We start from the raw sequence: 22,903 nt of genomic DNA, 5'->3' as shown, positions 1-22,903 counted from the left end.
CAACGCGTACTCATTCTCCCGCTGCCTGACGAATTGGCCATCACGTCTTTCCCCATTGAGCCGATCGCCGGCCGGCAGGCGCAGCGCGACTCGGTCTTAATCTGGCTCTGCGGCCTGATAAGCCAAATCGCCTTCGCTCCCTGTCCACATTAATAATTGCTGCATTATCAATCGTTCAACCCCTCGACCAACGGCCTGCAGAGGGGGCTTTCCACGCCCACCAAATAGGAATCATCCGAATTAACATTCGTAAAATTTATATATTTGATCATCTTTAAGTGGCAAATGGTAAGGATAAAAAACAGTCAGTGACTTTTTTTACGTAAAAAAAGAGTTGTTTTATAAGCATGTTGACTTAAGTGTTACAGATTTATTTTTTGGTATTACCAATTATCCAATAATTTGAGATAAAAAATGATCTACTCGCATGTATATGTTTTAGATGATTAAAACCAAGATCGTGAGCAAGTTAACGAATTGAGCATTGATCCACAAGGCTATTTTGCAAATGCAGAGCTCTATTGTAGACTGCACAAATCGTGCCTTTGTGTAAACTTTGTTAAATCTTTCGTCAGTTCCTGTCTCCATTCGTGACAGATACGCCATCGGGATCGCGCGTCAATTCTCGTGCGGTAGCTATGCCTAAAGCGAGGAATAGTATGGATCGCCTTATCATTGCGCACACGCCTTTGCCCTCCCATCAGCTGTTGTTCAGAAGCCTTTCCGGTGAGGAAAAACTGGCCGGATTGTTCGAGTTCGACGTCGAGCTGCTCAGCCCCGACAATCGGCTCGATCTGAAAGCGCTGCTGGGACAAAAAATCACGTTGGAGCTGCGGGGCAATCCGCTGGCGCCGCGCTATCTCAACGGCAATATCACGCGTATGACCCTCTCCGGAAGGGAAGCCGGCGGCAACCGTTACTATATCTACCGCGCCGTGCTGCGCCCCACGCTGTGGTATCTGACGCAAAACCGCGATTTTCGCATCTACCAGGAAAAGACCGTTCCCGACATCCTGACTCAGGTGCTGGGGCAGTATCAGGTGAAAATCGATAACCGCCTGAGTTACGACTACCGCATCTGGGGGTACTGCGTGCAGTACCAGGAGAGCGATTTCGATTTCATCAGTCGCCTGATGGAGCACGAAGGCATCTATTACTATTTCACGCACCAGCAAGACGGCCATACGCTGGTGCTGGCTGACGCGCCGTCGGCGCATCAGGAACTCGCCGGCTACGCCAGCATTCCCTATCAGCTCGCGGAAGGCGGCCTGGTGGAAAACAAAGACAGCATCAACAGCTGGAGCGTTTCGGACGCCATCACGCCCAGCCTGTATAGCCTGGATGACTACGATTTTCGCAAGCCGCGCGCGCGGTTGCTGGAGGCGCGGCAGAATCCCGCCTCGTTCGCGCAGGACAAAGCCGAGGTGTTCGACTGGCCCGGGCGTTATACCGATCACGCCCACGGCCAGTTTTACGTCAAGGTTCGCCAGCAGGAGTTCGAAGCGCAGCACGAGCAGATGAGCGGCGAAGGCAGTTCGCAGGGCATTGCGCCCGGCTACCGTTTTCAACTGATCCAGGCGCCGCGTATGGAGGACAACCGCGCCTACCTGGTGGTCAGCGCGCATTACTTCATGCAGGAAAACAGCTACGCCAGCAATGATAACGACGTCGGCGAGCAGCGTACCGAATTTCAGGTCGTTCCGGCGGACATCAATTGGCGCCCGGCGCGCATCACGCCCTGGCCGAAAACTCACGGCCCGCAAACTGCCGAAGTGGTGGGGCCGGAAGGCGAAAGCATCTGGACCGATAAATATGGCCGGGTGAAACTCAAATTCCGTTGGGATCGCCACGGCAGCGGCAATGAAACCAGTTCCTGCTGGGTGCGCGTCTCCAGCGCCTGGGCCGGCTGGAAATACGGCGGGATCCAGATCCCGCGCGTGGGCGAAGAAGTGGTGGTCGACTTTATCAACGGCGATCCGGATCGCCCTATCATCACCGGCCGCGTTTACAACGAAGACAGCATGCCGCCGTGGGATCTGCCCGGCGACGCCACCAAAATGGGCTTTATGAGCCGCAGCAAAGGCGGCGGCGCCGACAACGCCAGCTTCCTGTTCCTGGAAGACTCGCCCGGCAACGAATCTTTCGACATGCACGCCGAACGCAACATGAACATGACGGTGGAAAACGACAAGAACGTCAATATTGACGGCAGCCGCACCACCACCATCGGCCGCAAGCAGGACGACACCGTCACCGGCGACGCCACGTTCCTGTACAAAGCGAAACGCACCACCACCGTCGATGGGCTGGAAACCGCCAACCTGAACGCCCACCAGACGGTGAACATCAAAGGCGGCCGCGACCTGACGATTATCGACGGCGGCGATAAAATCGACATCACCGGCAATCAGTCCTTCAAGCTTGACGGCGCGCAGACGCAAAACATTACGCAAACCCAACACGTCACGGTGAAGGGCAATCAGACCCTCGACATTACCGAAGGGCAACAAACCAGCACCATCAAGCAAGGGCAAACGGTCAACATCACCTCCGGCGGGCAGCACACCACCATCACCGCCGGCGGGCAGGAATTGACGGTTAAAGGCGGCGGCCAAACCGCTACCGTCACTGGGAATGTCACCGAGACCTACAAAAACGATCAGAGCACGACGATCACCGGTACGCTGACCATCAAAGCGAAAACGATCAACATCACCAGCGCGGACGGCGTGTCGGTGCAGACACCGAGCTGGAAAGATAACTGCCACGGTTGGAAATGGGTGGCGACCGGGGCCAACTTCGCCTTCTACGGCTCCAATCTTGCGTTGACAGGAGCCAGCCTGAAACACACGATGCTGGATATCTCGCACAATCCGCTGGCGATCAGCAAAACCAATTTCAAGCTCAGTAACGATCCCATGACGTTCACTCAGCTTGGCGCGCTGGTGACCAACGGCGCCTTACGGTTGAGCACCAAGGCGCTGGCGATCTTTTTATAAAGGGACTCCCATGTCGAAGGCCAAAAATGTTCTCACCGTTATCGGGTTGATTTTATTGGCTCCTATCCTCAGCCTGGTGGGTTTTTTCAAATTCATCACGGTCGATATCTGGGGTTATTTCAAACATATCGGTTCTTCCCTCAGCGTGATGGAGAACGGTATTTCCGCCTCCGGGCAAATCGTCAGCATTCGCCAGACCAACCTGTGGGACGGGAATCGGCCGGTCTGCGAAGTCGAAGTCAAATACATCGCCCAAGACGGAAAAAACCATACGGCCGTGGCGAAAGGCCCGATCAGCGTCGTGGATCTGCCGCGTTATCAGCCGGGCCATTTCACCGCGATCAAATACGACCCGAAGAACCCCAAAAAAGCGGTGATCGAAGAACTTTCCCGGCTTTGAGCGAAAAGGCTCCTTTCACTCACGCGATCCGATTGCAACGCTCTGCCAACGGCTTATCGTTCATCGGTTCGCTAACTCACCTTGCATAAGGAAGTGTCACGATGGGCGCGTTCATTGCCTTTTCGACGCAGGACAGCCTCTGGGGACAAATCCTGTTTACCTTCTTTGGCATCCTGGTTGGCTGCGTCTTGCTCGCCGCGATCGGCAAAACCTTTTTGTCGGCCAGCCGAGCGGCCGCGTTGCCTGCGCGGTTGCTGATCTTTGTCGCGCTGATGCTGGCGCTGCTGAAATACAACCAGCAAGTGATGTCTGCGGTGAATGCCCCCGCAGAATTGATCGGGTTCCTGATTTTGCCCGGCTTTTTGATGGGTTACCTGGGTGCGGCGCCCACCGGCAGACTGGCGCTGGCGATAGAGCTGCCCTGTTTTGCGGCGCTCGCCGCGCTGCTGATTCTGGGCACCGCCGACGTCGAGTTTTTTGCCCCCTATCACCTGGAGAGCGCCGGCCAATTTATCGCCAAGGCGATCGCCGCGGCATTGTCCGTCGCCGTCGTGCTGTTGGCTCGCGGAATAAACGGGAAGGACGGCGCACTGTCCTCTTGATCATCCCTTTCGAAGCGGGGCCCTCCCCGCATTAACGATCGGCGCTGAACGCCGCATCGTTTTCTTCATCTGTTGTGACATAGCCTGATATCTATTAAACCGAAAAACGGATTGTTTTTGAGCAGCAGCCTGGCTGCCAGCTGATATCCACAGGAAGCTTTACACACACAATGAAAGTCGTAAAACCTCTGCGCCTCAGCGCGCTTCATCGCCCCTTCTCTTGGCAAGGGCAAAACCATCTGGGCGTTTCCGTTTTGGCCTTGGCCGATATGGGGGCTTCCCCGCGCCTGCGCCCCGAACCGGAGCTGTGGCAGTTGGCCGCCGAAGAACTCACGCTGAGCGGCGGCGTGCTCGATTTGGCTATCCCCAAAGCCTGCGCGGAGTTTCTCGCTACCGGCAACGCCTACACCCACCATCAACAAGACAAAACCGCTTGCGCCGTAAAGATCCAGCTGGATTCGCTGGAAAAAACGCTGGTGGTTTTCGGCGATCGCCATTGGATCAACGATCGTCCCTCCACTCCCCTCCCTTTTGCAGAAATGCGTCTGGACTGGCGCCGGGCTTACGGCGGCACCCAGTTCGCCGATAATCCGCACGGCATCGGCGCCACTCCAGAAACATTTCCGCAGGGCCGCATCCATCGCCTACCCAATGTTGAACCGCTGCAGGGGCGCCTCGCGTCTCCTCGGCAAAGCGCGCAACCGGCAAGCTTTGACGCGTTGGATATCACCTGGCCGCGCCGCTTCTCCCGCATCGGTAAAAACTACGACGCCGACTGGTTGAAAAACGGCTTTCCCGGCTTCGCCAACGATATCGACTGGCGCCTGTTCAACATGGCGGAAAGCGATCAGCAGTTTCCTCAACGCGACAGCTTGCCGCCCCGCGCCGCCTATCGAATTTGGAACATGCACCCTTCAGAACCGGTGCAGCAAGGTCATTTGCCGCCGTGGCGCACACGCTGTTTCATCAACCGGCTGCGCGGCGACGAAACGCATTTCGAAGAAATCGCGATGCGCCACACCACCGTCTGGTTCTTCCCCCATCGGGAACAGATGCTGTTGATTTATCAGGGCAGCACACGCATCAATGAAGACGATGCCGCCGACGTGATGCAGCTGATGCCGGCTTTGGAAATCGAAGGCGAGTCCCGCTCCACCGTGCATTATCGGCAGGTGTTGACCCAGCGGCTGGATAAGGAACGGGGTGCTCTGCACGCGTTTCGTGAGCAAGAGTTGTTGCCGGAAGCGTGCATCGGCGCCTGGCTGGATACGGAAACGCCGACGCAGCAAAGCCCGATGGCGGAAAATATCGCCGCCTACGAGCACCGGCAGCGCGAAGAGCACCGCCAGCGCCTGCTGCGTGAAGGCCAGGACATCGATGAACTGTTCCCGCTGCCGTCGCAAGACGCGCCGCCGAAGCTGGACGAGCTTGCCGAATTCGTCGAGCGTCTGGAAAGCCAGGCCGAGGCGCAGTATCAGGACATGCTCAAGCTGGCGCAAGCCGAGGGTATCGATCCGCGCAATCCCGGTGGGGATCACGTGCCGCCATCCGGTGCGGAAAGCTACCAGCAGCAGCGCGATCTACTGTTCCAGGAGGCGCGCCGGCATCCCGACGCGTTCAGCGAAAAACAGCTGGGGGAAAGCGAGCGCGCGCTGCACCAAATGTATTTAATGTCGGCACAGGCGCAAAGCCCTGCGCTGCGTTTAAGCGGCGATCTGGCGCAAATCATTCGCCAACGCGTCACCGCCGCCATGCTGCGCGATAAGGATCTCAGCGGTCTTGATCTCACCGGCGCCGATCTGTCCGGCATGGATCTCTGCCAGGCTAACTTGCGCGGCGCTTTGCTGGAAAACGCCAATCTGCGCCAAACCCGACTGGTGGGTTGCGACCTTCGCGAGGCGATGCTGGCGCGCGCCGATCTCAGCGGCGCCGTCTTGCAGCAGGCCGATCTGAGCCACGCCTCTTTGGCCCTGGCGAAATGCGAAGCGACGGATTTCGGCGGCGCGCAGCTGCACGAAACCAACATTCAGCAAACGTTGTTTCAACGCTGCGATTTCACGAGGGCCTCATTACGCGATTTGCTGGGATACGAAACCTTGCTCGGGCAGTGTGATTTCAGCCGCGCCACGCTGGCCAACATTACGCTGATGGAGTTGCAACTGGAGCAGCTGACATTCAGCCACGCCCGGCTAGACAAAGTCAGCTTCGTCAAATGCCGCTTGCAGGCGGTGAACTTCGATCGGGCGCGGCTGGAAAGCTGCGCCTGGGTTGATACCGAGACGCAAAACCTCAGTTTCCGCGCCGCACGCCTCACGGCCTGCGCCTTCGCGGCAAAGACGCTGCTGCCGCAGGCGGATTTCAGCGACGCGACGCTAAACCAGTGCAATTTACGCCAGATGCCGTTGCAGCGGGCCAATTTCAGCCGTGCGCGTCTCAATAATTGCGACCTGTCGGAAAGCCGGTTGAACGAGGCTGATTTCCGTCAGGCCAACGGCAGCGGCAGCCTGTTCATTCGCAGCGATCTGTCTCGCGCCAACCTGCGCGACGCCAATTTCATTGCGGCGATCCTGCAAAAATGCGTGCTGTCGGGCGCCGACCTGCAGGGCGCCAATCTGTTCCGGGCCGACCTGTCGCAGTCGCAAGTGGATCAGGCGACCCGGCTCGAGGGCGCCTATACCGCCAGGGTGAAAACATTGCCTCGCCACAACGGGAAGGAAGTATGACCTCAAAGCCAGAGCAAATACGCCAGCGCGTGAAACGCGGCGAGCTGATTGTCGGTGAGGATTTGCACGGCCTGTCATTCGCCGGTATGGATTTGGCCGGCGGCATGTTCAACGAACTGAACCTGAACGGCGTGAACTTCTCCGATTGCGATCTGCGCGACAGCGTCTTCAGCAATTGCCGGCTCGAACAGGCGCAATTTGCACGGGCGAACCTGAAGCAAACGGCCTTCAACCAGTGCGCCATGTCGGGCGGCCGCTTCAGCGAGAGCCATATCGAACTGACGATGTTCAACGACTGCCGGCTTGAACAGGGCGACTTCAGCCGGCTGGCGCTCAACCAAAGCCACTGGATGTCATGCCAATTGGCCGGCGCGAATTTTTCCGCCACTCAGCACGATCGCACCACCTTTTACGAAAGCCCGCTCGACGGCGCTGCGTTGAATCAGGCGCGGTTATCTCTTGTCACGTTCTTCCGATTAAACCTCCGTGACACGCGGTTTGAAGGGGCAGATTTCGACCGCGTCACGTTTTTCGAATGTGACCACCGCGGCAAAAGTTACGCCGGGCAGCGCCTGATCGCCTGCCAGTTTACCGATAACCAACTGGACGACGTCGATTTCAGCCAGGCGACGCTGCGTCAAAGCAACTTTAAGGGCGCTTCGCTGCGGCGCGCCAACCTGACGAGCGTGCAGGCGCAGCAGTCACTGTGGCTGGAGGCCAATCTGACCCACGCGCAGTGCCGCGGCGGGCAGTTCGATCAGGCGATCTTCAGCGAGGCGACGTTGGACGCCGCCAACTTCATCCAGGCGCGCCTGTATCAATGCGTATTCCAGCACAGCCGCGCGGCGCGCTGTGATTTCAGCGACAGCGACCTGACCTACGCCGACTTTTGTTATGCCGACATCGGCGCCGCCGATTTCCGCCGCGCGCGCTTTATGCGCACCCGCATGCACCGCGCCCATCAGCAGCAAACGCGCTGGGGCGATCGCAGCGGAATTCTCGAGCGCGACGAAGAGCTGTACGCCGCCGAAACCTGGAGCGCACAGCGCCAGAGCCGAATCTGAATGCATTGACCACTTCACGAGGGGATCACCATGAGCGTTGCCAACACAACCCGCGCCGTCAACATCGCACCGCCCCAGCAGGCCGCCGGCCAGGTCGTCAACCTGTTGCCGGACGGCAGTCTGGTGGTGGAGTGCGAAGGCCGCGGCTGGCATTGCCGCCGGGCGGCGAGCTGCCTGCTGACGCCGGCACTCGGCGATAGCGTGCTGGTCGCCGGCTGCGGCCACCAGCTGTGGGCGATCGCCGTCCTTGAGCGCGCGGAACCGCAAAGCGCGGCGCGGCTGAGCGTTGCAGGCGATCTGCACATTGAAACGCCGAGCGGCTCGCTGTCGCTGCACGGCGCGCAGGCGCTGAAACTGAGCGGCGACGCCATGACGCTGCAGGCCAACAGCGGCGACTGCCAGGTCGACAAGATGAAATACAGCGGCGAAGAGCTGTCGGCCTTCGTCAGCATCAGCCGCCTGGTCGGCAAACGCTGCGAGTCGCTGTGGCATTCGGTCAGCCAGATCAGCCATTCGCTGTTCCGCAAAGTGCGCCAGACCGAGCACGTGCGCGCCGGGCAACTGGATTACCAGGCGGAAGATTACGCCCGCATTCATGCCCGCAACACGCTCATTACTTCAAAAGACATCACCAAGCTGGATTCGGAACAAATCCACGTCGGATAACCTGCGGAGGCCTTTTATGTTTGCCAACAGCCAAATGATCGGCGTGGACCTGGCGTTTCCCGACGTCTGTCTGACGCCAAGCCCGGCGCCGGTACCCGTGCCCTACCCGGATATCGCCCTGGCGCCGACCGCCATTCCGAACGCGTTCAACATTCTGTTCGTCGGCACCCCGGCGCACAACATGGCGACGGTGACGCCGCTGACCAACGGCGACAACCCCGGCGTGGCCACCGGCGTCGCTTCCGGGACGGTGATGGGGCCGTCCCGCCACCTGACCGGCGCCTTTACCGTGCTGCTCAAAGGCACCCCGGCCACCCGGCTGACCAGCCTCAGCCTGCAGAATTCCACCAACGCGCTCGGCATGCGCATCGTGCCGAGCCAATTAAAAGTGTTGCTGCTTGCGCCCTGATGACGGCGCCCTATTACACAGCCATTAAACAAGAAGAGGATATTGTGAAAACACGGATTACCCTGACGCTGCTGACCGCCCTGACGCTTGCCGGTTGTTCCACGCCGCCGCCACCGCCGCCGGCGCTCAATAACGACGCCATCGTCAGCAGTGAGGTCAACGGCGTCACGCTAAAGCACCGCGCCGCGGTAAGCGCGCCGCAACAGTTCAAGCCGATCGGTGAGGAGTACCGCAGCCTGTACGCCGCCAGCATCATGAGCAGCCCGAATTATACCGGCACCGCCGTCGGCAGCCTGGACAACGCCGCCGCGTTCTACGCGCTGGGCGAAGTGGAAAACAACTGGCTGGCGATCTCCGCCATCCGCGGGGGCGACCTGGTGGGTTACATCCAGGCCAACGCCGGCGTACCGGAAGCGCGCTACAAATCGACGCTGCGCAAAGATCTGCCGCGCCGCGCGCGCGCCGCCAAACAGGACTGCGTCAAAGTCGGCGGCGACAGCAAGGCGTGTAAAAACGCCGGCTCAGCCACCTGGATCCTCCAGTAGTCAGCACGCCTGCGGGCGACGAGATTCCCATGATGACGACTCCTATCGCTTCCCGCTGGTGCGGGATGCTTTTTCTACTGCTGGGCGCACTGGCGCTCGGCGGCTGCATGTCTTCCGCCAAAAGCGTGCCGTCGCGATACAGCCTGGTGTTCGATGCCGATCGCCAGGTCAACGCCGCCGCCGGCGCGCAACCGGCGCCGATAAAAATTCGCGTGCTGCTGCTGCGTTCGGATGCGGAATTCATGGATGCCGACTTCTTCAGTCTGCAAAACGACGCCAAAAGCGTGCTCGGCAACAGCCTGCTGGACAGCGATCAGTTCTTCCTGACGCCGGGCCAGACCGGCAAAAAACTCGGTGGGCAAAGCGCGTTGGATGCGCGCTACATCGGCGTGATCGCCGAATATCAAAATCTGGACGGCAAAACCTGGCGCCTTTCACTGCCGCTGCCGGAACCCACCGAAACCAATTTCTATAAGGTATGGCAATTCTCGCCGGATGAGCTGGAAGCGCATATCGTCGCGGGCGTGAGTGGCCTGCGCCCCGTAAAAAAGGTCGACTGACCTACCGCTGCGCTGAAGCGAAGTAACTATAGGTGTGATGATGAAAGATGCTCATAAGGTTGTCTGGACGGAGGGGATGTTTTTGCGCCCCCACCATTTCCAGCAGGCGGAAAACTATCTCGAAGGCTATATGCGCAACTGGGGCCAGGCCCACAGCGGCTGTTTCTGGGGTTTCCTCACCCTGGATCTGGACCAAACGCTGCTGCGCCAGGGCAAGATTGCCCTCAACGCCGCCAGCGGCATCATGCCGGACGGCACGCCGTTTCGCTTCGCCGGCGCCCAGCAGGCGCCCGCGCCGCTGACCATCGCCGAAAACAAGACCGGCGAAAACGTGGTGCTGGCCCTGCCGACCTACCGCGCGGGGCGTGAAGACGTGATCTTTCAGGAAAGCCCGGAGGCGCTGGCGCGCTATCTGGCTTACGAGAATGAAGTCGACGATCTCAACGCCGTCTCGGTGGGCAGCGCGGCGCTGCAGTTTGGCCGCCTGCGCCTGCGGCTGATGCTGGAGAGCGAGCTCAACGCCGAATGGACGGCGCTCGGCGTGACCCGCGTGCTGGAAAAACGCGGCGACAACAGCCTGCGTCTCGATACCGCGCAGATCCCGCCGATGCTGAACTGCCAGGGCAACCCGGTACTGAAAACCTTCATCAACGATCTGCAGGGCCTGCTGCAACAGCGCAGCCAGCAGATGAGCCAGCGCCTGCTGCAGCCGGGCCGCGGCGGCAGTTCCGAAATGGTCGATTTCATGCTGCTGCAGCTGATCAACCGCCACCTCGGCCAGGTGAGCCACGCCTACCACCTCGACCATCTGCACCCGGAGCGCCTGTTCGCCGATTGGCTGCAGTTCGCCACCGAGCTCGCCAGCTTCTCGGCGCAGCGCACCCCGGAAGGCCGTCTGCCGGTGTATGACCACGACAACCTGGCGCTGTGCTTCGGCAAGCTGATGCTGTTGCTGCGCCAGGGGCTGTCGGTGGTGCTGGAAGACAACGCCATTCAGCTGACGCTGGTCGAACGCTCCCACGGGCTGAACGTCGCCACCGTGCAGGACGCCAAAATGATGCGCGACTTCGGCTTCGTGCTGGCGGTGCGCGCCGACGTGGCCGCCGAGGTGTTGCTGACCCATTTCCCGGCGCAGATGAAGATCGCCCCGGTCACGCGCATCCGCGATTTGGTGCAGCTGCAGCTGCCGGGCATCGGTTTGCGCACCATGCCCGCCGCGCCGCGCCAGATCCCCTATCACGCCGGCTACACCTACTTCGAGCTGGAAAAAGGCGGCGACCTGTGGAAACAGATGGAAAAATCCAGCGCCTTCGCCCTGCACCTGGCGGGCGAATTCCCAGGGCTGGACATGGAATTTTGGGCGATTCGCAGCCATACGGACCGGTAACCTATGACTCAGGAAAATAGCATGGCGCCGGCGGCCAACCCGCTGGTGGACGCCGCCAACCCGCTGTTGAACGCCATTTCGCAGATCCGCCAGTCGGCCACGCACGCCAACCCGGCGCAGCTGCGCCAACAGCTGATCGACGAAATGCGCCGCTTCGAGATCCGCGGCCAACGCGCCAACCTGCCGTACGAGGTGATCATCGGCGCGCGTTATTGCCTGTGCACCGCGCTGGATGAAGCGGCGGCCCTGACCCCGTGGGGCAGCAACAGCGTGTGGTCCGGCAGCGGGCTGCTGGTGACCTTCCATAACGAAACCTGGGGCGGCGAGAAATTCTTCCAGCTGCTGGCCAAGCTGTCGCAAAGTCCGCGCGAGCACATCAACCTGCTGGAGCTGATCAATTATTGCCTGCTGCTGGGCTTTGAAGGCCGCTACCGGGTGATGGAAAACGGCCGCTCGCAGCTGGAAACCATGAAGCAGCGCCTGCTGCAGCTGATCCGGTCGGTGCGCGGCGGCTATGCCCCGCCGCTGTCGCCCCATGCGCTGGATCTGCCGGTACAGCAGAAACTGTGGCGCCCGCTGGTGCCGCTGTGGGCCTGCGTGGCGCTGACCGGCTTCCTGGCTTCGCTGCTGTTCATCGCCCTCAACTGGCGGCTGGGCGACAACACCAGTCCGGTGCTGGCGGCGATTTACCAAACCAATCTGCCGCAGGTGGCGATCGGTAACCCGGCGCCGGCCGCGCCGCCGACGCTGAGCCTGAAAAGCTTCCTGCGCAAAGAGATCGCCGAAGGGCTGGTGGTGGTGCGCGACGAAGCGCAGCAAAGCGTGGTGATCCTCAAAGGCGACGGGCTGTTCGACTCCGCCGCCACCACGGTGCGCGCCAACTATATTCCGGTTATCGACCGCATCGCCGCCGCCATGAACGGCGTCAGCGGCAAAATCCTGGTCACCGGCTACAGCGACAACGTGCCGATCCGCAGCGCCCGTTTCGCCTCCAACTGGGAGCTGTCGCTGGCGCGCGCCGAAGCGGTCAGCGCCCGGTTGCAAAAGCACCTCGCCAACCCGCAGCGAGTCAAGGCCGAGGGCCGCGGCGAGAGCAATCCCGTCGCGCCGAACGATAACAAAGTGAACCGCGCGTTGAACCGCCGGGTAGAAATTACGCTGTTGGTCGCCCCGGAAAATACCCAGGCGGAAATCAACGGCTTGCCGCAAGGAACCGGAAAGTAATGCTCAGTACGTTATTCTCCATCATCACCAGCCGCCTGCTGTGGGGCTTTGTCGGCATCACCGCGCTGGCGTTCATCATCTGGATGATCGGCCCGCTGGTGGCCATCGGCGACTATCGCCCGCTGGAGCCGGAACTCAACCGCCAGATCGCCATCGGCGTTATCTACCTGATCTGGTTCCTGTGCCGCCTGATCCCGCGCCTCTACAGCGCCTGGTTCAACAGCCGCCTGCTGAGCAACCTGCGCGCCGCCGAAGCGGTGCCGGCGGAAGACGGCAAGCCCGAGGTCAAACAAGACGATCAGTTGGCGCAGCGCTTCGACGAAGCGGCGCAGCTGCTGAAAAAGGCGCGCTTCACACCGGGCCAGGGCGACGGCAAACACCGCTGGATGACCCGTTTCAGCCGCCAATACCTGTACCAGCTGCCGTGGTATGTGATCATCGGCGCGCCCGGCGCCGGCAAGACCACCGCGCTGGTCAACTCCGGCCTGCACTTCCCGCTGGCGGATCGCTTCGGCAAATCCGCGCTGCGCGGCGTGGGCGGCACCCGCAACTGCGACTGGTGGTTTACCAACGACGCCGTGCTGCTCGACACCGCCGGCCGCTACACCACGCAGGAAAGCCAGCGCGAAGAAGACGCCGGCGAGTGGCAAAGCTTCGTCGCGCTGTTGAAAAAATACCGCACCCGTCAGCCGATCAACGGCGTGATGGTGACCATCAGCGTCGCCGATCTGCTGAGCGACAGCGCCGAAGCGCGCGCCGCCCAGGCCAGCGCGCTGCGCAAACGCCTGATCGAACTGCACGAGCAGCTGGGCATTCATTTCCCGGTCTATGTGCTGGTCACCAAAACCGACCTGCTCAACGGCTTTATGGCCTACTTCGGCAGCTTCGACAAAGCACAGCGCGACCAGATCTGGGGGTTCACCTTCCCTTACGAGCGCTCGCGGCAGCCGGACTTCAACCTGAATGCCGCTTTCGAACAGCAATACGCCCTGCTGCAACAGCGGCTGGACGCGGCGCTGCCGGATACGCTGCTGATGGAGCACGACGCGCGCCAGCGCGCTGAAAGTTATCTGTTCCCGCAGGAGTTCGCTGCCCTGCGCCCGCTGCTGAGCCAATACCTGGAACAGGTGTTCGCCACCTCCAGTTTTGAAACCCGCTTTACCCCGCGCGGCATCTATTTCACCAGCGGCACGCAGGAAGGCCTGCCGTTCGACCGGGTGATGGGCGAGCTGAACCGCTATCTGCAGCTGCCGACGGCAAACTCAGGGGCGCAGGCCAACGCGGCCTGGGACAGCGTGGGCCAGGAAGCGCCAATCCCGGCGGCCAAGGGCCAAAGCTTCTTCCTGAAAGAGACGTTGGAATCGGTGGTCTTCCAGGAATCCGGGCTGGCGGGCAGCAACCGCTGGTGGGAATACCGCAACCGCGCCCTGCACTGGGCGGGTTACATCGCGCTGGCGGCGATCCTGGCGGTGCTGGCGATGCTCTGGTTCACCAGCTACGGCAACAACAAGGCCTATCTGGCGGAAGTGGCCGCCAAAGTGCCCGGCGTCGAGCGCCAGGGGCAAAACCTGACGCAGTTGGGCAACGGCGACATGTTCTCGCTACTGCCGTTCCTCAACAGCCTGCTGCACCTGCCGGACAGCCAAAACTTTTCGTTGGACGATCCGCCGTTCACCTACCGCATGGGGCTGTTCCGCGGCGATCAGGTGAGCGACGCCGGCAATGCGCTGTACCAAAAAGCGCTGAAAGAGCTGCTGCTGCCGCAGGTGGCGCAACAGATCGCCGCCACGCTGCGTAACGACAACCACGGCGATGCGGACTTCAGCTACGAAGCGCTGAAGGCCTACCAGATGCTGTATCTGCCGAAGCAGTACGACGGCAAATTCCTGCGCGCCTGGGTGATGCTCAACCTGCAGCGCAACCTGCCGCAGGGCAGCACCCAGAAACAGCTGCAGCAGATCGAATGGCATCTGGGCCAGCTGCTGGATGCGCAGATCCAGGCCTCGCCTTACGCCAAAGACGACCCGCTGGTGGCGCAGGCGCAGGCCGCCATCAACCGGGCGCCGCTGTCGCAGCGCGTCTACGGCCGCCTCAAGCGCCTGCTGCTGAAGCAGACCGACATCAAGCCGGTCAGCCTGGTCGATTTGGCCGGCCCGCAGACCGAGCTGGCATTCAGCCGCAAAAGCGGCAAACCGGTGACCGACGGCGTGCCGGGCCTGTTTACCTCGCAGGGGTATTGGAAAGCGTTCAACGACAACATCGATCCGGTGACCGACACCCTGCGCAAGGAAGACGTCTGGGTGTTGAACAGCCAGACGCCGGAGCAGAAGAGCGCCGACCTGACCAAGACCATCCGCCAGCTGTACATGCAGGATTTCATCAGCGCCTGGGATGAGCTGCTGGGGGATATCCAACTGGCCAACATCGGCAACCTGACCCAGCGCATCAGCAGCGCGCGTCTGTTGTCCGGCAACCCGTCGCCGATGCGTAACCTGCTGGTCAACGTCAGCAAAAACGTCACCCTGCGCGACGAGAAAAGCGACGCCGATTCCCGTTCGCTGCTGGCCAAAACCGAAGACAGACTGAATCAAAACGCCAATCGCACGCTGGAAGCGCTGTTCACCAACCGGCCGGCCAACGCCGACGGTGACGTATCCGCCCAGCCGGAACAGCTGGTGATGGCGCACTTCGCGCCGCTGCTGGAGCTGGCGCAAAGCCAGGGCGAAGGCAATAAGGCGATCCCTTTCGACAGCGTGCTCAAGCAGGTCGATGAGCTGTACAGCTATCTGACGGCGGTTCAGGGCGCGGCCAACAGCGGCATGTCGGCGCCGCCGAGCGACATCATCCCGCGTCTGCAGGCCGAATCCGGCCGCTTGCCGGTGCCGTTCAAACAGATGCTGCTGTCGCTGGCGATCGGCGCCAGCAGCGACACCCAGCGCAAAGAGATGGAGAACGTGAAAAAGCGCATCAGCTTCGAGGTCGGCAGTTTCTGCCGCCAGGCGATCGCCGGCCGTTATCCGCTGGTGGCCCGGGCGCGCCAGGAAGTGACGCCGGACGATCTGGCGCGCATGTTCGCGCCGAACAGCGGGCTGATGGACAGCTTCTTCCGCGACAACCTGCAGGGCAAGGTCGACACCACCCGCGCCAACTGGCGCTTTACCCCCGGCGTGGACGGCAAGACGCTGCCCGGCGGCGAAGGCATCCTGCGTTCGTTCCAGCAGGCGCAGCGCATCCGCGACGCCTTCTTCGCCAACGGCACCGCGACGCCCTCGTACCGCGTGACCGTGCGGCCGGTGCGGATGGATAACGACATCCTCAACCTGACGCTGGATATCGACGGGCAGCTGTTCAAATACAGCCACGGCCCGCAGGTGCCGCTGGTGGTCAGCTGGCCGGGCACCCGCAATACCAACCAGGTGCATCTGCAGCTGGCGCTGGCCAACGGCACCACCGCCAGCCTGGTGACCAGCGGGCCGTGGGCGCTGAACCGCCTGGTGGATATGGCGCAATCTTCGGGTACCGGCGGCCTCGGCCGCCAGGCGACCTTCAATCTCGACGGCCACCGCGTCACGCTGGAGTTCACGCCCAACAGCATTCGCAATCCGTTCCAACTGCCGGCCTTCTCGTGCCCGTAGCCCCGAAAGGACATGACCATGAGCACTGATTCAAGCGCCCCGACGAGCATCGGCTGGTACGGCAAACTCCCTTCCGCCGGCGACTTCCTGCAACGCCGCCTGCCCGATCCGGTGGTCAACAACTGGGCCCACTGGTTCCATAACGGGCTGGTGAATTTGCAGCGCGATGCGCAGGGGCCGAACGGCCACCCGTTCAGCAACGCACCGGTGTGGAACTTCGTGATCCCCGCCACGCTCGGCAGCCCGTACGTGCAGATGGGTTGCCTGTTGCCGGCGCGCGATCGCGTCGGGCGACGCTACCCGATCTGCGCGCTGCGCCTGTTCAGCCAACAGGATTGGCGGCCGCAACAGCTGAACATGGCGGCGAGCTGGTACCAACAGCTCGGTTATACCCTGCTGAACGGCGTGCGCAACGGTTTCTCCGCCGAGCAGATCGACCGCACGTTGCAGGCGATCCCGGCGCTGCCCAGCCCGCCGGCGGAAGCGGATTCCGAGATATTGTCAATTATCGGTTTCCAGCATCCGGACGTGCCGGGCCTCGGCTGGCAACAGGCCGCCGACTGTTTCGACCCGGCGCAGTACACCAGTTTCTGGTGGACCAATCAGGCCGACGGACACCCGCTCTACACCCACGTGCACAGCGGCAACCTCACCGTGCAGCTGTTTTCACTGCTGTTCGAGCCCAACGGCTGGGCGCGCCCCGGCCGCGGCGGCCAGTACCCGCAAATGTTTGATTAACATCGCTCGTTGAAGGAAATTTTATGGCTATCGACACCGATACCCTGCTGGCACCGGTCGACGCGGACAATCCCTGCGGCGACAACCTGGAATACGACGCCGACTTTCTGGCAATGGAACAAGCCGCCACCGGCAAGGCCGAACAACAGTTCGGCAGCACCATCATCCCGGAAGAAGCGCCGGATTGGGTGCAGGTCGAACGCCTCGCGACCTCGCTGCTGGCGCGCACCAAAGACCTGCGCGTCATGTTGTATCTCACCCGCGCCTGGACCCAGCTGCGCGGGTTGCCGGGCTACGCCGACGGGCTGACGCTGATCCACCAGTCGATGGCCCGTTACTGGGACGCCCTGCAGCCGCCGCTGGAGTTCGACGGCGAGGCCGACCCGCTGTTTCGCATCAACGCGCTGGCCGACCTTGGCGACAAAGCCGCGCTGGCCGCCAGCGTGCGCGCCGCGCCGCTGCTGAAAAGCGCCGCCGGTGAAATCTCGCTGCGCGATGCCGGCGCCCTGCTCGACGGCAGCAAGCAGGAGTGCCCCAATTTTCCCGGCGGCCGCGCACGGCTGCAGGATGAGCTGGCGCAGCAGGATCGCCCCGAAGGCGCCCTGGTGGCGCGCATCGCCAACACCCTGAGCGCCATTCGCGGCGAAGTGACCCGTCATCTGGGGGAAAGCGCGCTGCCGGAAATGAGCGCGCTCACCAAGGTCTTTTCGCTGGTGGCGCTCGCCGGCCAGAGCGAGGCCCCGGCCGCCGCTGAACCGGACGCTTTGCCGGAAGCCGCCGCCGTGCAGCCACCGGCCGCCGTGCAGAGCGCCACCGCCCCGCTCAACTGGCGCAGCGCGCAGATCCAGTCGCGCGACGACGCCCAACTGATGCTGGACAAGGTGAAAAACTATTTTCGTCTTCATGAGCCGAGCCACCCGGCGCCGCTGATGATCGATCGGGTCCAGCGGTTGATTACGCTGGACTTTATGCAAATCGTCCGCGATTTGGCGCCCGATGGGCTTAACCAACTGGAGACCATTCTCGGTCGCCCCGACAACGAGGAGAACAGCTAGCCGCCGACCTTTGTTCTCTTGACGCATCCGATACCGTCTGCCCCTGCGCAGACCCGAATCAGAACCTGACTCTCCCAGCCGGACGAGGCGCGTTCCCAATCGCCATTAGATGGAGTAAATCATGTCAAACTCGAAATCCCGCAGCGGGCAGAAATTCATCGCCCGCAACCGCGCGCCGCGCGTACAGATTGAATACGATGTCGAAATTTATGGCGCAGAGCGCAAAATCCAGCTGCCGTTCGTGATGGGCGTGATGGCGGATCTGGTGGGGAAAGCGGTCGATCCGCAAGCCAGCGTGGAAGAGCGCAAGTTCATGGAGATCGACGTCGACAACTTCGACGAGCGCATGAAATCGCTGAAGCCGCGCGTCGCTTATCAGGTCGACAACACCCTGACCGGCGAAGGCAAGCTGAACATCGATCTGACCTTCGAAAGCATGGAAGACTTCTCCCCCGCCGCCATTGCCCGCAAGGTCGACGCGCTGGACAATCTGCTGGACGCCCGCACCCAGCTTTCCAACCTGCTGTCCTACATGGACGGCAAGAACGGCGCCGAAGAGCTGATCTCCAAGATCCTGCAAAATCCGGCGCTGCTGCAATCCCTGACCGACGCGCCGAAGCCGGCGGTTAACGACGAAAACAACGAGCGTGAGGATTAATCGATGAGCAACTCGCCTCAGCAACAAAATGCGTTGCAGACCACCGAGACTTTTTCCAGCGATGAATTCAGCGCGCTGCTGAACAAAGAGTTCCGGCCGAAGACCGATCAGGCCAAAGAAGCGGTCGAGAACGCGGTGAAAACCTTGGCGCAGCAGGCGCTGGAAAACACCGTCACCGTTTCTTCCGACGCCTACCGTACCATTCAGGCGCTGATTGCGGAAATTGACGAAAAGCTGTCGCAGCAGATCAACCAGATCATTCACCACGACGACTTCCAGAAGCTGGAAGGCGCCTGGCACGGCCTGCATTATCTGGTCAACAACTCCGAAACCGACGAGATGCTGAAGATCCGCTTCATGAGCATTTCCAAGCAGGAGCTGGGCCGCACGCTGAAGCGTTATAAAGGCGTGGGCTGGGACCAGAGCCCGATCTTCAAGAAAGTCTACGAAGAAGAGTATGGCCAGTTCGGCGGCGAACCGTTCGGCTGCCTGGTGGGCGACTACTACTTCGATCACAGCCCGCAGGACGTGGAGCTGCTGGGCGAAATGGCCAAGATCGGCGCCGCCTCGCACTGCCCGTTCATCGCCGGCACCGCGCCAAGCGTGATGCAGATGGAGTCCTGGCAGGAGCTCTCCAACCCGCGCGATCTGACCAAGATTTTCCAGAACACCGAGTACGCCGCCTGGCGCAGCCTGCGCGAGTCGGAAGACGCGCGCTACCTGGGCCTGGTGATGCCGCGCTTCCTGGCGCGCCTGCCGTACGGCATCCGCACCAACCCGGTGGACGAGTTTGACTTCGAAGAAGACACCGACGGCGCGACCCACGGCAACTACACCTGGACCAACGCCGCCTACGCCATGGCCGCCAACATCAACCGTTCGTTCAAAGAGTTCGGCTGGTGCACCGCCATTCGCGGGGTGGAATCCGGCGGCGCGGTGGAAAACCTGCCGTGCCACACCTTCCCGAGCGACGACGGCGGCGTGGACATGAAGTGCCCGACTGAGATCGCCATCAGCGATCGCCGCGAAGCCGAGCTGGCCAAAAACGGCTTTATGCCGCTGGTGCACCGCAAAAACTCCGACTTCGCCGCCTTTATCGGCGCGCAGTCGCTGCAGAAGCCGGCGGAATACTACGATGCCGACGCCTCCGCCAATGCCCAGCTTTCCGCGCGCCTACCGTACCTGTTCGCCTGCTGCCGCTTCGCGCATTACCTGAAGTGCATCGTGCGCGACAAAATTGGCTCCTTCCGCGAGCGCGACGACATGGAACGCTGGCTGAACGACTGGATCATGAACTACGTGGACGGCGATCCGGCCAACTCCTCGCAGGAAACCAAGTCGCGCAAACCGCTGGCCGCGGCGGAAGTGCAGGTGGAAGAGATCGAAGACAACCCGGGCTATTACAGCGCCAAGTTCTTCCTGCGCCCGCACTACCAGCTGGAAGGCCTGACCGTCTCCCTGCGCCTGGTGTCGAAGCTGCCTTCGCTGAAGCAAAACGACGCGTCCTGATGGGCTGAAGTCAGGCCGCGATAGTGCGGCCTGGCTGATACATCAACCTCATCACAGGGAAAGAAAGATGAAGACAAAACGGTTTTATCTGGCATCGCTGTTGGCGGTCGTCTGCTCGCTCTCCGCCGCGCCGCCAGCTTTCGCAGAGCAGACATCGATAGCACATTTGACGTCCGATGATGTCAATCTGCCGGGCAGTGACTTTTTCCGTTTCTATCGCAGTGCAGATAAACAGGAAAAAGAGAAAGCGCGGATTTATTTGCTGGGCGTGTTGGACGCGACGGAAGGCAAAAGCTGGTGCCAATACAGCCAGCTACAAACCGTCACTCTGCAGGAGTTTGTGTTCGAATTCTTTAATAAACTTCCCGCTGCGCGCCTGCACGAAAGGGCTGCCCCCCTGATTGAAGAGGCTCTTGCAACTCGCTTCCCGTGCAAAGGAGGCAAAGCATGAAACCTTTATATCGTCAGCTAAAAAGCAGCCATTACTCCTCTGATTACTCTAGCCCGGGATATTTGGCAGCAGAAGCCGTTTACGCTGAGATTGGTTATGAGCTTGATACGCTTCTAAAGCAAAATCCTGGTTATGCCAATACCTGTGCCGTCCGCATGAGCCTGGCGCTGTTGAAAGCCGGCATCAGCTTCAAAGGCCGCCTGCCAATCAAAAAAGGCGCCTATAAGGGTAAAACGATTGAACCTGGAGCCAAACTGCTGGCCGATCAGTTGCATCGCTCCAGTAGTTTTGGCAAAGCCAACATTTTCTTTAAAGCTCCAGATGCAGAGAAGGGTATCGGCAATAAAAAAGGCGTCGTGTTCTTCAATAAAATAACCAACTATGATGGCGGACACATTGATCTTATTGAACCAGAAAACTCGCTATTGACCTGCCATTCCCATTGCTATTTTAACTGCAAAGAAGTCTGGTTTTGGGAATTAAGCTAGTGTTCCATCAGCTGACCAGTAAAAGCATGAGGTTTGGTTTAACTGCATGCTTGCTCATAGCAGGCAATCCAGAACGCACATGGACCAAGATAACGCGAAATAATTAAGCATTGAGCCATTAGCACTTAATAGTGGCTCGGTAACCCGTACCGATAGTTTTCGGTATTTAATAAGGTGCATGGCACAAGGATATAAATTGGTAATGCATTACCACACTTGCAATTCCTGCTGCTATTACCTGAGTTTTTCAACGTAACGTTAATACTACTGTTAACCCTTAATAAAGAGTGAAGAAACTATGGCTATTGATATGTTCCTGAAAGTTGAAGGTGCCAGCGGCGAATCTAAAGATTCGAATCACAAAGGCTGGACCGACATTACTTCTTTCTCCTGGGGCGCTTCTCAACCGGGCAATATGGGCGTTGGCGGCGGCGGTGGCGCTGGCAAAGTGTGCTTCAACGATCTGCACGTTAACGCGCTGGTCGACAAGTCAACCCCGGCGCTGCTGAAGCACTGCTCCAGCGGTAAGCACCTGACCAAGGTTGAGTTGTCTGTCTGCAAGGCGGGCGGTACTCAGGTTGAGTACGTTAAAATCACCCTGGACGACGTGCTGGTCACTGCAGTGCAGTACACCGGCGCAGGCGGCGAAGACACCGTGGGCGTCACCTACTCCTTCCAGGCGGCGAAAGTGAAACAGCAATACTGGGAGCAGAGCGACAAAGGCGGCAAAGGCGCCGAAAGCAGCGCAGGTTGGAACATCAAGGAAAACCGCGAAGCTTAATTTGTATGCCCCCCGGTTACGGCCGGGGGTCTAATATAGGGAAATAACAATGAATAATAACCGCCCCATTTTTTCAGCCGCATGGGCTGCAAGCACTAAAATATATAACGCGCAATATTCAGCTCAGAATGTTGCCGAGATTATCGGTGGGCGTGTAGCCATGAATATTGCGCCTAATGGAAAGTGGGAAAACACCTGCGCTGTACGCATGAGCTACATCTTGAATAAATCTGGCTTTCCCATTCCTTATGTAAAAGATCAGACCGTATCAGGTGCCGATCGTCAATGGTATTTTTTTAGAGTTAAAGATCTTATCGCTTATTTGACAAAGATCTGGGGCAAACCCGACCTTCGAGTCAAGTTCCCTCCTCCAGGTGGTGGTGAATTAGCAGGAAAGAAGGGGATCATATTGTTTGAAATTGCAGGTTGGAGCGATGCCGGAGGACATGCCACGCTCTGGAATGGGAACGGCGATTGTTATGATCATTGTTATTTCAATGAACCAGAAGCTCGCTATACAACAAATTACGCTAACTTTTGGGTATTGAGATGAAAAAAATCCTTATCTCCTTTTTTTGTCTATATGCCACTTGTGCTATAGCACAGAAAAATCAAGAAGAACCTATTGAAAAGTGGCCACCGCAGGCAGCATACAGAAACTATTTGCAAAACTATAAAGATATCGCTCTAACCTACTGCATTTCAGTCGCTTATAAGACATCACCAGAAGCCAGCAAAGATGCAATTGCCTCATCGAATGGAATCGATGCGTGGTCATACTATGCAATTCGTGATGAAGAATCCCCTATAATTGCGCTGACAAAGCAGTACTTGCAAAAGAATTACAATGCTAAGGATGGGAAAAGTCGCTTAGACTTAATGAAGTGCATGGATATGTACCATAGTAAAGATCTTGACAAACTTGCGAAAGACTATGTACAGCGCCCTAATGATAATTGGGTGAAAGACAATCCGGATAGAATAAATGAAAATCCTCCTCGGAAATAAT

21 protein-coding genes are annotated in these 22,903 nt (G+C 59.7%); all 21 read left to right on the top strand.

Translation table 11 applies throughout. The features are described 5' to 3' along the window. The first annotated feature begins 659 nt into the window (after positions 1–659). Positions 660–2,999, top strand: a complete 2,340-nt coding sequence (locus ACJ8HB_RS07755; protein WP_033647800.1) for a type VI secretion system Vgr family protein — start codon at positions 660–662, stop codon at positions 2,997–2,999. A 10-nt stretch (positions 3,000–3,009) separates the two neighbouring features. Beyond that, on the top strand, positions 3,010–3,399 hold the full coding sequence (locus tag ACJ8HB_RS07750; protein ID WP_033647801.1) for a DUF3592 domain-containing protein: 390 nt from the start codon (positions 3,010–3,012) through the stop codon (positions 3,397–3,399). 101 nt (positions 3,400–3,500) lie between these two features. Continuing rightward, positions 3,501–4,001: a hypothetical protein gene (locus ACJ8HB_RS07745; RefSeq protein WP_047571538.1), complete on the top strand. Its 501-nt coding sequence runs from the start codon at positions 3,501–3,503 to the stop codon at positions 3,999–4,001. 170 nt (positions 4,002–4,171) lie between these two features. Then, a complete protein-coding gene (locus tag ACJ8HB_RS07740; RefSeq protein WP_094859946.1) occupies positions 4,172–6,724 on the top strand; it encodes a DUF2169 family type VI secretion system accessory protein in 2,553 nt (850 codons plus the stop codon). After that, complete coding sequence (locus ACJ8HB_RS07735; protein WP_047571537.1) at positions 6,721–7,788, top strand: pentapeptide repeat-containing protein; 1,068 nt, start codon at positions 6,721–6,723, stop codon at positions 7,786–7,788. The genes ACJ8HB_RS07740 and ACJ8HB_RS07735 overlap by 4 nt, the downstream gene beginning before the upstream one ends. A gap of 30 nt (positions 7,789–7,818) precedes the next feature. After that, positions 7,819–8,454, top strand: coding sequence for a DUF3540 domain-containing protein (locus ACJ8HB_RS07730; protein WP_033635020.1), 636 nt, complete (start codon positions 7,819–7,821; stop codon positions 8,452–8,454). A gap of 16 nt (positions 8,455–8,470) precedes the next feature. Continuing rightward, a complete protein-coding gene (locus ACJ8HB_RS07725) occupies positions 8,471–8,863 on the top strand; it encodes a DUF4150 domain-containing protein (protein WP_004934933.1) in 393 nt (130 codons plus the stop codon). 44 nt (positions 8,864–8,907) lie between these two features. After that, entirely contained in the window at positions 8,908–9,408 is a 501-nt protein-coding gene (gene tagV / locus ACJ8HB_RS07720) for a type VI secretion system accessory protein TagV (RefSeq protein WP_033638520.1), read from the top strand. Between the two features lie 29 nt (positions 9,409–9,437). Further along, positions 9,438–9,968: a type VI secretion system lipoprotein TssJ gene (gene tssJ / locus ACJ8HB_RS07715; RefSeq protein ID WP_048321733.1), complete on the top strand. Its 531-nt coding sequence runs from the start codon at positions 9,438–9,440 to the stop codon at positions 9,966–9,968. Between the two features lie 40 nt (positions 9,969–10,008). Then, positions 10,009–11,355: a type VI secretion system baseplate subunit TssK gene (tssK, locus tag ACJ8HB_RS07710; RefSeq protein WP_033638522.1), complete on the top strand. Its 1,347-nt coding sequence runs from the start codon at positions 10,009–10,011 to the stop codon at positions 11,353–11,355. Positions 11,356–11,376: 21 nt separating this feature from the next. Then, positions 11,377–12,579, top strand: a complete 1,203-nt coding sequence (locus tag ACJ8HB_RS07705; protein ID WP_049272050.1) for a DotU family type VI secretion system protein — start codon at positions 11,377–11,379, stop codon at positions 12,577–12,579. Then, a complete protein-coding gene (gene tssM / locus ACJ8HB_RS07700) occupies positions 12,579–16,214 on the top strand; it encodes a type VI secretion system membrane subunit TssM (RefSeq protein WP_047571536.1) in 3,636 nt (1,211 codons plus the stop codon). The genes ACJ8HB_RS07705 and tssM overlap by 1 nt, the downstream gene beginning before the upstream one ends. A gap of 18 nt (positions 16,215–16,232) precedes the next feature. Then, entirely contained in the window at positions 16,233–16,952 is a 720-nt protein-coding gene (gene tagF, locus ACJ8HB_RS07695) for a type VI secretion system-associated protein TagF (protein ID WP_033647808.1), read from the top strand. Between the two features lie 23 nt (positions 16,953–16,975). Beyond that, positions 16,976–18,007, top strand: coding sequence for a type VI secretion system protein TssA (gene tssA, locus ACJ8HB_RS07690; protein WP_047571535.1), 1,032 nt, complete (start codon positions 16,976–16,978; stop codon positions 18,005–18,007). Between the two features lie 121 nt (positions 18,008–18,128). Beyond that, the gene (gene tssB / locus ACJ8HB_RS07685; RefSeq protein WP_033635026.1) at positions 18,129–18,665 is read left to right on the top strand and encodes a type VI secretion system contractile sheath small subunit; all 537 of its coding nucleotides are present in this window, start codon (positions 18,129–18,131) and stop codon (positions 18,663–18,665) included. A 3-nt stretch (positions 18,666–18,668) separates the two neighbouring features. Further along, on the top strand, positions 18,669–20,174 hold the full coding sequence (gene tssC, locus ACJ8HB_RS07680; protein ID WP_016927259.1) for a type VI secretion system contractile sheath large subunit: 1,506 nt from the start codon (positions 18,669–18,671) through the stop codon (positions 20,172–20,174). A 67-nt stretch (positions 20,175–20,241) separates the two neighbouring features. Beyond that, a complete protein-coding gene (locus ACJ8HB_RS07675) occupies positions 20,242–20,625 on the top strand; it encodes a Rap1a/Tai family immunity protein (protein ID WP_025303292.1) in 384 nt (127 codons plus the stop codon). Beyond that, positions 20,622–21,113, top strand: a complete 492-nt coding sequence (locus ACJ8HB_RS07670; protein ID WP_047571534.1) for a T6SS effector amidase Tae4 family protein — start codon at positions 20,622–20,624, stop codon at positions 21,111–21,113. Before ACJ8HB_RS07675 ends, ACJ8HB_RS07670 begins: the two co-directional genes overlap by 4 nt. 298 nt (positions 21,114–21,411) lie before the next feature. Further along, the gene (locus tag ACJ8HB_RS07665; protein ID WP_004961372.1) at positions 21,412–21,894 is read left to right on the top strand and encodes an Hcp family type VI secretion system effector; all 483 of its coding nucleotides are present in this window, start codon (positions 21,412–21,414) and stop codon (positions 21,892–21,894) included. A gap of 49 nt (positions 21,895–21,943) precedes the next feature. After that, positions 21,944–22,447 (top strand): type VI secretion system amidase effector protein Tae4, encoded by a 504-nt coding sequence (locus ACJ8HB_RS07660; protein WP_071883819.1) that lies wholly within the window; start codon positions 21,944–21,946, stop codon positions 22,445–22,447. Next, positions 22,444–22,902 carry a T6SS amidase immunity protein Tai4 family protein gene (locus ACJ8HB_RS07655; protein WP_033653617.1) on the top strand — a complete coding sequence of 153 codons (459 nt, stop codon included), beginning with the start codon at positions 22,444–22,446 and terminating at the stop codon, positions 22,900–22,902. Before ACJ8HB_RS07660 ends, ACJ8HB_RS07655 begins: the two co-directional genes overlap by 4 nt. Position 22,903: the final 1 nt, after the last annotated feature.

The sequence above is a fragment of the Serratia sp. CY27727 genome (assembly GCF_052169275.1).
Classification (GTDB): Bacteria; Pseudomonadota; Gammaproteobacteria; order Enterobacterales; family Enterobacteriaceae; genus Serratia; species Serratia sarumanii.
This window is presented reverse-complemented; position numbering and strand designations above follow the sequence as displayed.

Excerpts from the sequence above, each read along its gene's own strand:
- ACJ8HB_RS07755 (WP_033647800.1), top strand. The coding sequence starts at position 660 with ATGGATCGCCTTATCATTGCGCACACGCCTTTGCCCTCCCATCAGCTG.
- ACJ8HB_RS07750 (WP_033647801.1), top strand. The coding sequence starts at position 3,010 with ATGTCGAAGGCCAAAAATGTTCTCACCGTTATCGGGTTGATTTTATTG.
- ACJ8HB_RS07745 (WP_047571538.1), top strand. The coding sequence starts at position 3,501 with ATGGGCGCGTTCATTGCCTTTTCGACGCAGGACAGCCTCTGGGGACAA.
- ACJ8HB_RS07740 (WP_094859946.1), top strand. The coding sequence starts at position 4,172 with ATGAAAGTCGTAAAACCTCTGCGCCTCAGCGCGCTTCATCGCCCCTTC.
- ACJ8HB_RS07735 (WP_047571537.1), top strand. The coding sequence starts at position 6,721 with ATGACCTCAAAGCCAGAGCAAATACGCCAGCGCGTGAAACGCGGCGAG.
- ACJ8HB_RS07730 (WP_033635020.1), top strand. The coding sequence starts at position 7,819 with ATGAGCGTTGCCAACACAACCCGCGCCGTCAACATCGCACCGCCCCAG.
- ACJ8HB_RS07725 (WP_004934933.1), top strand. The coding sequence starts at position 8,471 with ATGTTTGCCAACAGCCAAATGATCGGCGTGGACCTGGCGTTTCCCGAC.
- tssJ (WP_048321733.1), top strand. The coding sequence starts at position 9,438 with ATGATGACGACTCCTATCGCTTCCCGCTGGTGCGGGATGCTTTTTCTA.
- tssK (WP_033638522.1), top strand. The coding sequence starts at position 10,009 with ATGAAAGATGCTCATAAGGTTGTCTGGACGGAGGGGATGTTTTTGCGC.
- ACJ8HB_RS07705 (WP_049272050.1), top strand. The coding sequence starts at position 11,377 with ATGGCGCCGGCGGCCAACCCGCTGGTGGACGCCGCCAACCCGCTGTTG.
- tssM (WP_047571536.1), top strand. The coding sequence starts at position 12,579 with ATGCTCAGTACGTTATTCTCCATCATCACCAGCCGCCTGCTGTGGGGC.
- tagF (WP_033647808.1), top strand. The coding sequence starts at position 16,233 with ATGAGCACTGATTCAAGCGCCCCGACGAGCATCGGCTGGTACGGCAAA.
- tssA (WP_047571535.1), top strand. The coding sequence starts at position 16,976 with ATGGCTATCGACACCGATACCCTGCTGGCACCGGTCGACGCGGACAAT.
- tssB (WP_033635026.1), top strand. The coding sequence starts at position 18,129 with ATGTCAAACTCGAAATCCCGCAGCGGGCAGAAATTCATCGCCCGCAAC.
- tssC (WP_016927259.1), top strand. The coding sequence starts at position 18,669 with ATGAGCAACTCGCCTCAGCAACAAAATGCGTTGCAGACCACCGAGACT.
- ACJ8HB_RS07675 (WP_025303292.1), top strand. The coding sequence starts at position 20,242 with ATGAAGACAAAACGGTTTTATCTGGCATCGCTGTTGGCGGTCGTCTGC.
- ACJ8HB_RS07670 (WP_047571534.1), top strand. The coding sequence starts at position 20,622 with ATGAAACCTTTATATCGTCAGCTAAAAAGCAGCCATTACTCCTCTGAT.
- ACJ8HB_RS07665 (WP_004961372.1), top strand. The coding sequence starts at position 21,412 with ATGGCTATTGATATGTTCCTGAAAGTTGAAGGTGCCAGCGGCGAATCT.
- ACJ8HB_RS07660 (WP_071883819.1), top strand. The coding sequence starts at position 21,944 with ATGAATAATAACCGCCCCATTTTTTCAGCCGCATGGGCTGCAAGCACT.
- ACJ8HB_RS07655 (WP_033653617.1), top strand. The coding sequence starts at position 22,444 with ATGAAAAAAATCCTTATCTCCTTTTTTTGTCTATATGCCACTTGTGCT.